This is a genomic window from Haemophilus sputorum HK 2154, assembly GCF_000287615.1.
GTDB lineage: Bacteria > Pseudomonadota > Gammaproteobacteria > Enterobacterales > Pasteurellaceae > Haemophilus_A > Haemophilus_A sputorum.
Genome location: NZ_ALJP01000016.1, coordinates 19358 through 28421, shown reverse-complemented (window position 1 = coordinate 28421; position 9064 = coordinate 19358). Strand labels below are relative to the sequence as shown.

16 protein-coding genes and 2 tRNA genes are annotated in these 9064 nt (G+C 39.6%); 13 read left to right on the top strand and 5 right to left on the bottom strand.

Annotation, left to right across the window (positions count from 1 at the left end; translation table 11 throughout):
- From HMPREF1128_RS07985 to HMPREF1128_RS10165, 4 genes are all read right to left on the bottom strand, one after another.
- Positions 1 to 76 (bottom strand) — tRNA-Asn (locus HMPREF1128_RS07985).
- Between the two features lie 5 nt (positions 77 to 81).
- Positions 82 to 157, bottom strand: a tRNA-Phe gene (locus HMPREF1128_RS07980).
- A 134-nt stretch (positions 158 to 291) separates the two neighbouring features.
- Entirely contained in the window at positions 292 to 579 is a 288-nt protein-coding gene (locus HMPREF1128_RS10170; protein WP_269208155.1) for a TfoX/Sxy family DNA transformation protein, read from the bottom strand.
- A 79-nt stretch (positions 580 to 658) separates the two neighbouring features.
- Positions 659 to 898: a TfoX/Sxy family protein gene (locus tag HMPREF1128_RS10165; protein WP_007526122.1), complete on the bottom strand. Its 240-nt coding sequence runs from the start codon at positions 896 to 898 to the stop codon at positions 659 to 661.
- A gap of 502 nt (positions 899 to 1400) precedes the next feature.
- Here HMPREF1128_RS10165 and rpsJ point away from each other — a divergent pair.
- The 13 genes from rpsJ to rplL all read left to right on the top strand — a co-directional run bounded on the left by rpsJ (position 1401) and on the right by rplL (position 7670).
- Positions 1401 to 1712 carry a 30S ribosomal protein S10 gene (gene rpsJ, locus HMPREF1128_RS07970; protein WP_001181005.1) on the top strand — a complete coding sequence of 104 codons (312 nt, stop codon included), beginning with the start codon at positions 1401 to 1403 and terminating at the stop codon, positions 1710 to 1712.
- A 25-nt stretch (positions 1713 to 1737) separates the two neighbouring features.
- Positions 1738 to 2370, top strand: coding sequence for a 50S ribosomal protein L3 (rplC, locus tag HMPREF1128_RS07965; protein WP_007526117.1), 633 nt, complete (start codon positions 1738 to 1740; stop codon positions 2368 to 2370).
- Positions 2371 to 2385: 15 nt separating this feature from the next.
- Positions 2386 to 2988 carry a 50S ribosomal protein L4 gene (rplD, locus tag HMPREF1128_RS07960; protein WP_005706452.1) on the top strand — a complete coding sequence of 201 codons (603 nt, stop codon included), beginning with the start codon at positions 2386 to 2388 and terminating at the stop codon, positions 2986 to 2988.
- The gene (gene rplW, locus HMPREF1128_RS07955; protein ID WP_005706434.1) at positions 2985 to 3290 is read left to right on the top strand and encodes a 50S ribosomal protein L23; all 306 of its coding nucleotides are present in this window, start codon (positions 2985 to 2987) and stop codon (positions 3288 to 3290) included. Before rplD ends, rplW begins: the two co-directional genes overlap by 4 nt.
- Before the next feature lie 19 nt (positions 3291 to 3309).
- Entirely contained in the window at positions 3310 to 4131 is an 822-nt protein-coding gene (gene rplB / locus HMPREF1128_RS07950) for a 50S ribosomal protein L2 (protein WP_007526110.1), read from the top strand.
- 27 nt (positions 4132 to 4158) lie between these two features.
- Entirely contained in the window at positions 4159 to 4434 is a 276-nt protein-coding gene (gene rpsS, locus HMPREF1128_RS07945) for a 30S ribosomal protein S19 (protein WP_005539416.1), read from the top strand.
- Positions 4435 to 4444: 10 nt separating this feature from the next.
- Positions 4445 to 4777 carry a 50S ribosomal protein L22 gene (rplV, locus tag HMPREF1128_RS07940; protein WP_007526132.1) on the top strand — a complete coding sequence of 111 codons (333 nt, stop codon included), beginning with the start codon at positions 4445 to 4447 and terminating at the stop codon, positions 4775 to 4777.
- 17 nt (positions 4778 to 4794) lie between these two features.
- Positions 4795 to 5502, top strand: a complete 708-nt coding sequence (gene rpsC, locus HMPREF1128_RS07935) for a 30S ribosomal protein S3 (protein ID WP_007526115.1) — start codon at positions 4795 to 4797, stop codon at positions 5500 to 5502.
- Positions 5503 to 5515: 13 nt separating this feature from the next.
- The gene (gene rplP, locus HMPREF1128_RS07930; protein WP_007526149.1) at positions 5516 to 5926 is read left to right on the top strand and encodes a 50S ribosomal protein L16; all 411 of its coding nucleotides are present in this window, start codon (positions 5516 to 5518) and stop codon (positions 5924 to 5926) included.
- Complete coding sequence (gene rpmC / locus HMPREF1128_RS07925) at positions 5926 to 6117, top strand: 50S ribosomal protein L29 (protein ID WP_005706394.1); 192 nt, start codon at positions 5926 to 5928, stop codon at positions 6115 to 6117. The genes rplP and rpmC overlap by 1 nt, the downstream gene beginning before the upstream one ends.
- Positions 6117 to 6371 (top strand): 30S ribosomal protein S17, encoded by a 255-nt coding sequence (gene rpsQ / locus HMPREF1128_RS07920; RefSeq protein WP_007526161.1) that lies wholly within the window; start codon positions 6117 to 6119, stop codon positions 6369 to 6371. The genes rpmC and rpsQ overlap by 1 nt, the downstream gene beginning before the upstream one ends.
- A gap of 381 nt (positions 6372 to 6752) precedes the next feature.
- Positions 6753 to 7247: a 50S ribosomal protein L10 gene (rplJ, locus tag HMPREF1128_RS07915; protein ID WP_007526136.1), complete on the top strand. Its 495-nt coding sequence runs from the start codon at positions 6753 to 6755 to the stop codon at positions 7245 to 7247.
- 54 nt (positions 7248 to 7301) lie between these two features.
- Complete coding sequence (gene rplL / locus HMPREF1128_RS07910; RefSeq protein ID WP_007526124.1) at positions 7302 to 7670, top strand: 50S ribosomal protein L7/L12; 369 nt, start codon at positions 7302 to 7304, stop codon at positions 7668 to 7670.
- A gap of 197 nt (positions 7671 to 7867) precedes the next feature.
- On the opposite strand, the gene fucO is transcribed toward rplL, so the two are convergent.
- Positions 7868 to 9019, bottom strand: coding sequence for a lactaldehyde reductase (gene fucO / locus HMPREF1128_RS07905; RefSeq protein WP_007526160.1), 1152 nt, complete (start codon positions 9017 to 9019; stop codon positions 7868 to 7870).
- Positions 9020 to 9064 lie beyond the last annotated feature (45 nt).

The following is a 9064-nucleotide window of genomic DNA, read 5'->3' as shown; positions in this document are numbered from 1 at the left end:
TGGCTCCTCCTGCGGGACTCGAACCTGCGACATATGGATTAACAGTCCACCGTTCTACCGACTGAACTAAGGAGGAAAAGATGGTGCCTCGAGGCGGAATCGAACCACCGACACGGGGATTTTCAATCCCCTGCTCTACCGACTGAGCTATCGAGGCAACTCGTCGTTTACGGGGCGCATTATGCCGATTAAGTTTAGGTTCGTCAAACACTTTTTTTCAAAAAATGAAAAAAATGTTTTATTTGATCTGTTTTTATACATATTGGGTTTTTATTCATCAAGATAGAGGGGTTATACTTTAGGTAACCTGAATCGATGGCGCAATCCTACTTTATAGAAAGCTTGGTTAGCTTCTTGAAGAAGCGCCATTTTCTTCTCGTGACTAAAAGAATAAATATTTTGAGAATGGATTGCGCCGTGTAGTCTAAATAGTAGTTGATCAGAACCATCAATACCGATTTCAATTAGTTTAATAAAAGTTGCGATTTCACCAGTATTTCTTAAATCATCGACAGAACAAATACCTACCCGTTTAAGCATTTTTTCTAAATTGATATTCATATTAGGTAATGAACGAATTTGTGAACGTTGTTTGGCTAAGATAGCTTCTTGTTCAGACTGTATTTGATGAATAATATTTTTTACCCATTGTGCGAAATTAGTGCTTTCCCAAAATTCTGAAGGTATCTTCTAATAGCAATGTATTTGGTAGTAATTTAATCTCTTCTAAATCTGTTTTGGCTATACGAAGATAAAGTTGTTCATCTTTGTATAGTGCAAGCATAATTTTATCTTTAAAAATTCCGTAGTAAGAAAAATAGGTCTTTATTCTGAACTCGCCAATCAGTGGAGTAAAAATAGCAGAAAGTGGAGCTTTTAACTCATTAACAGATTTCATATGGATTTCCTTTTATTCATAGGTGTAGATATAAATTAGCGCACAATAATTACCGAAACATTTGTGTATGTTCAACAATAAAATTTCTGATTTGTGAACTTGATCGAAAAGTTATGATAAATTTCTTACGAAATAGGAGAATTTTAATAATTATTGATTAACTTCAAATGAAGTTTTGATGTAATAATGAATACTGGGGGACTGTATCTAATCTATTTAAAGGAGTTCTTAACTAAGAAATCAATAAATTTTTATAAAAAGGCTTGCTTTTAGAAGGCTTTTTGCGTATAGTTTACCCACTTTAGATGTGAGCCTTTTAGGCAAGTCATTTTTAGTCGTTTAGTGTAATCATTTACTAAACGGCGCTATCAATTTGATAGTGCGTATAATGTTCCTAATCTTGGAACTATAACATGTGTGGCTGAGCTACCTTAGTAGATTATCTCTAAGTGTTAGTTTGGTCTTTCTATTAGCTAAATTTTAAAATTGGAGCTCTGGTCTAATGCAGAACCAAAGAATCCGTATCCGCTTAAAAGCATTTGATCATCGTTTAATCGATCAATCAACAGCGGAGATCGTAGAAACAGCTAAACGTACTGGTGCACAAGTTCGTGGTCCAATTCCTTTACCAACTCGTAAAGAACGTTTCACGGTATTGATTTCTCCACACGTTAACAAAGATGCGCGTGACCAATATGAAATCCGTACTCACAAACGTTTAGTTGATATTGTTGAACCAACAGAAAAAACTGTTGATGCATTAATGCGTTTAGATCTAGCTGCTGGCGTTGACGTTCAGATTAGTCTAGGTTAATTGGGAATTTTAAGAGGTTATTACAATGATTGGTTTAATCGGTCGTAAAGTTGGTATGACCCGCGTTTTCACTGAAGACGGCGTGTCTATTCCAGTTACCGTTATCGAAATCGAAGCCAACCGTGTTACTCAAGTTAAAACCCTTGAAAACGATGGCTATTCTGCAATTCAAGTTACTACTGGCTCTAAAAAAGCAAGTCGTGTAACTAAGCCAGAAGCAGGCCATTTCGTGAAAGCAGGTGTTGAAGCTGGTCGCGGTTTATGGGAATTTCGTACTGAAGGTGAATCACAAGAATTCACTTTAGGTCAAGAAATCAATGTTGACATCTTCACTGATGTTAAAAAAGTTGATGTTACTGGTACTTCTAAAGGTAAAGGCTTCCAAGGTGGTGTTAAACGTTGGAACTTCCGTACTCAAGATGCTACACACGGTAACTCTTTATCACATCGTGTACTTGGTTCTATTGGTCAAAACCAAACTCCAGGTCGTGTGTTTAAAGGTAAAAAAATGGCTGGACACTTAGGTGCTGAGCGTGTAACCGTTCAATCACTAGAAGTTGTTCGTGTAGATGCTGAGCGTAAATTATTATTAGTTAAAGGTGCTGTTCCTGGTGCTACTAATAGTGATGTTATTGTTAAACCAGCAGTTAAAGCATAAGTCTAGGAGATAGAGATGGAATTACAAGTTGTAGGTGCAAACGCACTCACTGTTTCTGAAACTACCTTCGGACGTGAGTTTAACGAAGCGTTAATCCACCAAGTAGTTGTTGCATATGCAGCAGGTGCTCGTCAAGGTTCACGCGCACAAAAAACTCGTGCAGAAGTGTCTGGTTCAGGTAAAAAACCTTGGCGTCAAAAAGGTACAGGTCGTGCTCGTTCAGGTGATATCAAATCACCAATCTGGCGTTCAGGTGGTATCACTTTCGCAGCGAAACCACAAGATCACAGCCAAAAAGTGAACAAAAAAATGTACCGTGGTGCAATTAAAAGCATTCTTTCTGAATTAGTTCGTCAAGACCGTTTAGTGGTTGTTGAAAAATTCGAAATTGATGCGCCAAAAACTAAAGTTTTAGCACAAAAATTAAAAGAGATGGCGTTAACTGACGCTTTAATCATTACTGCAAATTTAGATGAAAATCTATTCTTAGCAGCACGTAACTTATACAAAGTAGATGTTCGTGATGTGCAAGCAATCGACCCAGTTAGCTTAATTGCTTTCGATAAAGTGGTTGTAACTGTTGATGCAGTAAAACAAATTGAGGAGATGCTAGCATGATTCAACAAGAACGTTTGCTAAAAGTGCTTAAAGCACCTCATATCTCTGAGAAAGCGACAAATAATGCTGAAAAAGGTAACACAATCGTATTTAAAGTTGCATTAGATGCTAATAAAGTAGAAATTGCAAATGCGGTTGAAGCACTTTTCGAAGTTAAAGTTGATTCTGTACGTACAGTGGTTGTTAAAGGTAAAACTAAACGTCACGGTGCAAAATCAGGTCGTCGTAGTGACTGGAAAAAAGCTTATGTAACTCTTCAAGAAGGTCAATCACTTGACTTCGTTGAAGGTGCGGCAGAGTAATTCGGAGGAATAGAAAACTATGGCTATCGTTAAATGTAAGCCGACCTCCGCTGGTCGTCGTCATGTAGTTAAAGTTGTTAATGCAGAACTTCACAAAGGGAAACCTTTTGCAGCACTTTTAGATACTAAATCTAAAACTGGTGGTCGCAACAACTTAGGTCGTATTACCACTCGTCATATCGGTGGTGGTCATAAACAACACTATCGTTTAATCGATTTCAAACGTAATAAGTTAGAAATCCCAGCGGTAGTTGAGCGTTTAGAGTACGATCCAAACCGTTCTGCTAACATCGCGTTAGTTCTTTATAAAGATGGTGAACGTCGTTATATCTTAGCACCAAAAGGTTTATCTGCTGGTGATACGATTCAAGCAGGCGCTTCAGCTCCAATTAAAGTTGGTAACGCATTACCTATGCGTAATATCCCAGTTGGTACAACTGTACACAACGTGGAATTAAAACCTGGTAAAGGTGGTCAAATTGCACGTTCTGCAGGCGCATATGTACAAATTATTGCTCGTGAAGGTAACTATGTAACTTTACGTCTTCGTTCAGGCGAAATGCGTAAAGTCTTAGCTGAGTGTACTGCAACCATCGGTGAAGTAGGTAACTCAGAACATATGCTTCGCGTACTTGGTAAAGCAGGTGCTAACCGCTGGAGAGGCGTTCGCCCAACAGTTCGTGGTACTGCAATGAACCCAGTAGACCACCCACATGGTGGTGGTGAAGGCCGTAACTTTGGTAAACATCCAGTTACACCTTGGGGCGTTCAAACCAAAGGTAAGAAAACTCGTCACAACAAACGTACTGATAAATACATCGTACGTCGTCGTGGCAAATAATTTTATTCATTAAAAAGAGGATAACCCATGCCACGTTCTCTCAAGAAGGGTCCTTTCCTTGACCTACACTTGTTGAAGAAGGTAGAGAAGGCGGTGGAAAGCGGGGATAAAAAACCAATTAAAACTTGGTCCCGTCGTTCAATGATCATTCCATCAATGATTGGTTTGACCATCGCAGTCCATAATGGTCGTCAGCACGTTCCAGTTTATGTATCAGACGAAATGATCGGTCATAAATTAGGTGAATTTGCACCGACTCGTACATACCGCGGTCATGCCGCAGATAAGAAAGCTAAGAAATAAGAGGTAAAAGATGGAAACTATTGCTAAACATCGTTACGCTCGTACTTCTGCCCAAAAAGCTCGCTTAGTTGCTGATTTAATTCGCGGTAAAAAAGTTTCTGTTGCATTAGAAATTTTAACTTTCACTAACAAAAAAGCAGCTGCTTTAGTTAAGAAAGTATTAGAATCCGCTATCGCAAACGCAGAGCACAATGACGGTGCAGATGTAGACGATCTTAAAGTTGCTAAGATTTTCGTTGATGAAGGTCCAAGCATGAAACGTGTTATGCCACGTGCGAAAGGTCGTGCAGATCGTATTTTAAAACGTACTAGCCACATCACTGTGGTTGTATCAGATCGTTAATCAGTAGGAGAATAACAATGGGTCAGAAAGTACATCCTAATGGTATTCGCCTTGGTATTGTTAAACCTTGGAACTCTACTTGGTTCGCGAATACACAAGATTTCGCTGATAATTTAGACGGCGATTTCAAAGTACGTAAATTCTTAAACAAAGAGTTAGCGAACGCTTCAGTATCTCGTATCACTATTGAACGTCCTGCAAAAAGCATTCGTGTAACTATCCACACAGCTCGTCCTGGTATCGTTATCGGTAAAAAAGGCGAAGATGTTGAAAAATTACGTAACGCAGTATCTAAAATTGCTGGCGTTCCTGCGCAAATCAACATTGCTGAAGTGAAAAAACCAGAGCTAGATGCAAAATTAGTTGCAGATAGCATCGCATCTCAACTTGAACGTCGTGTAATGTTCCGTCGTGCAATGAAACGTGCAGTGCAAAACGCAATGCGTTTAGGTGCTAAAGGTATCAAAGTTGAAGTTAGCGGTCGTTTAGGTGGTGCAGAAATTGCTCGCTCAGAATGGTATCGTGAAGGTCGTGTACCTCTACATACTCTTCGTGCGGACATCGATTATAACACTGCTGAAGCACACACAACTTACGGCGTAATCGGCGTTAAAGTGTGGATCTTCAAAGGTGAAGTTCTTGGTGGTATGGCTGCAGTGATTGAATCTGAAAAAGAACCAGCGGCACAGCCTAAAAAGGCGCCACGTGGCAAAGGTCGTAAATAAGGAGAATCACTGAATGTTACAACCAAAACGCACAAAATTCCGTAAAGTACACAAAGGCCGTAACCGTGGTATTGCGGGCGGTACTGAAGTGAGCTTCGGTACATTCGGTTTAAAAGCAGTTGGTCGTGGTCGTTTAACCGCACGTCAAATCGAAGCCGCTCGTCGTGCTATGACTCGTGCAGTAAAACGTCAAGGTAAAATCTGGATCCGCGTGTTCCCAGACAAACCAATTACTGAAAAACCATTAGAAGTCCGTATGGGTAAAGGTAAAGGTAACGTTGAGTACTGGGTAGCTTTAATCCAACCGGGTAAAGTATTATATGAAATGGATGGTGTTTCTGAAGAAGTCGCACGTAATGCATTTGCATTAGCAGCAGCGAAATTACCTATGAAAACCACATTTGTAACTAAGACGGTGATGTAATGAAAGCTCAAGAACTACGTAACAAAAATGTTGAAGAGCTGAATGCTGAGTTAGTAAACCTTTTAGGTGAACAATTCAAATTGCGTATGCAAGCAGCCACCGGTCAGCTTCAACAAACCCACCAGTTAAAACAAGTGCGTCGTAGTATTGCACAAGTTAAAACTGTATTAACCGAAAAGGCGGGTGAGTAATGACTGATAAAATTCGTACAGTACAAGGTAAAGTAATCAGCGACAAAATGGATAAATCATTTGTTGTTGCAATCGAACGCACGGTTAAACACCCGTTATACGGTAAATTTATCCGTCGTACGACTAAATTACACGTACACGATGAAAACAACGAAGCTAAATTAGGTGATGTAGTTGAAATTAAGGAATGTCGTCCTGTTTCAAAAACTAAATCACATACTTTAGTTCGTGTAGTAGAAAAAGCGATTGCTTAATTCTATCTAGCAAATTAAACAAGCGGTGTAATGCCGCTTGTTTTTTGCAAAAGGTTAAATATGTTAGCTAAAGCGGATTTTTATTTGCTTTAATTCTTGTTCAAAAAGCTATCTTTAACTTTACAAAGTAAATCAATTTCAGTAACATATTCGACCTATTTGCGGGTAACCGCGAACTTGATGGTGCTTAGCCTTTCTAAGCCTCATCTAAGACCGTAGGCGAGGGCGTAAGCTCTCTTAATTTAACCTACGTAGATGGTGAACAGACAGATTTTTCTGCTTCTGGACACCAGAGCCTCAAAAATATCGTGTAAGCGGTTTAATTTTTGGGATTTTTTGTAATTTCGCTTTTAAAGCGAAGTGTATCAGGAGCTAAAACCAATGGCATTAAATCTTCAAGACAAACAAGCAATTGTTGCTGAAGTAAACGAAGCTGCCAAAGGTGCCCTTTCAGCTGTTGTTGCGGATTCTCGTGGTGTAACAGTTGAGAAAATGACTGAATTACGTAAATCTGCACGTGAAGCAGGTGTAACTATGCGCGTGGTTCGTAATACTTTATTACGCCGTGCGGTAGAAGGCACTGAATTCGAATGTTTAGCAGAAACGTTCACCGGTCCAACTCTTATTGCATTCTCTAACGAACACCCAGGTGCAGCAGCACGTTTGTTCACTGAATTTGCAAAAACAAATAAAGAGTTTGAAATTAAAGGTGCAGCCTTTGAAGGTAAAACACAAGATGTTCAATTCTTGGCAACATTACCAACTTACGAAGAAGCAATTGCACGTTTAATGGGCACAATGAAAGAAGCGGCAGCTGGCAAACTTGCTCGCACGCTTGCAGCATTACGCGACAAATTAGAAGCAGAAGCGGCATAATTTTCCGCCGTTTTCTCAAATCGTTTAACTTATTTACTTTAGGAATTGATTGTTATGTCATTAACTAACGAACAAATCATTGAAGCTATCGCTTCTAAATCAGTATCAGAAATCGTTGAATTAATCTCTGCGATGGAAGAAAAATTCGGTGTTTCAGCAGCGGCAGCAGTAGCAGCAGCTCCAGCGGCAGGCGCAGCGGCAGTAGAAGAAAAAACTGAATTCGATGTAGTATTAGCAGATGCTGGTGCAAACAAAGTAGCAGTAATCAAAGCAGTACGTGGTGCAACAGGTTTAGGCTTAAAAGAAGCTAAAGACTTAGTAGAATCTGCACCAGCAGCATTAAAAGAAGGCATCTCTAAAGCAGAAGCTGAAGCTCTTAAAAAAGAATTAGAAGAAGCTGGCGCGAAAGTAGAAATCAAATAATTTTTGATTTAACTTTTAACCAATTCTTGGTTCTAGGAAAAGCCGATGAGTTATCTCATCGGCTTTTTCGTTTTTATTACCAGAACAAGCGGTTGTTTTTTATCAGGACTTTGCAAATCTTCTACAAGAGTATCGGAATCAAAAAGCCCGTACTTTACAGCACGGGCCAATGATGAGTGATTAGCTAATGTTAGATTTTAGAAAGCAGTTTTATAAATCTCTAAGATTTCTTCTGCTGTACAATCTCTTGGGTTTCCTCCAGTACATACATCGTTTAATGCATCTTGTGAAAGCGCAACTAAATCTTCCTCTTTAACACCAATCATATGTAATTTTTCTGGAATGCCAACATCATGCGAGAGTTGTTTTACTGCATCAATAGCAGCTTGACGATACTCTTCTTGGCTCATGTTATCAACGCCTTTAACGCCCATTGCGCGTGCAATTTCTCGGAATTTTTCACCTGTTGCCGGTGCATTGAATGCTAAAACATAAGGTAATAACACTGCATTTGCGATGCCGTGTGGTGTGTCATAGTAAGCTGAAAGAGGGTGAGCCATACTATGCACAATACCTAATCCCACATTTGAGAAGCCCATACCTGCGACATATTGACCGAGCGCCATACCTTCTCGGCCTTCTTTGGTATTAGCTACCGCACCACGTAGAGATTTAGAAATTAAGCGAATAGCTTCTAAATGTAAGGCATCGGTTAATGCCCATGCTGCTTTGGTGGTGTAGCCTTCAATGGCATGAGTTAATGCATCCATACCGGTTGCTGCAGTTAAACCTTTTGGCATACTTTCCATCATTTCTGGATCGACTAATGCAACAATTGGGACATCATGCACGTCAACACAAACGAATTTGCGTTTTTTCTCTTCATCAGTAATAACGTAGTTAATTGTCACTTCAGCTGCAGTACCTGCAGTAGTTGGAATAGCGATAATCGGTACACATTTATTACGCGTTGGCGCTACACCTTCGAGTGATAATACGTCACTAAATTCAGGGTTGTCGATAATAATCCCAATCGCTTTTGAGCTATCAATTGGTGAACCGCCACCAATAGCAATTAAGTAATCTGCGCCGCTAGCTTTAAATTTTTCTACGCCTTGCTTAATCACTTCTACGCTTGGATTAGCTTTGACTTCATCAAAGATCTCGTAAGGTAAGCCTGCTTCATCTAACAAGCGGGTAACTTTCTCAACAACTTTGAATTTTACTAATTCTTTGTCAGTTACGACAAAAGCTTTTTTGAATTGGCGACTGCGTACTTCATCAACAAGATGTCCAATCGCGCCTGCACCATGATAACTGGTTTCATTAAGAATGATTCGATTAGCCATAATAGACTCCATGATTTTACAAATTAAAGAAGAGGGTAAGATGGC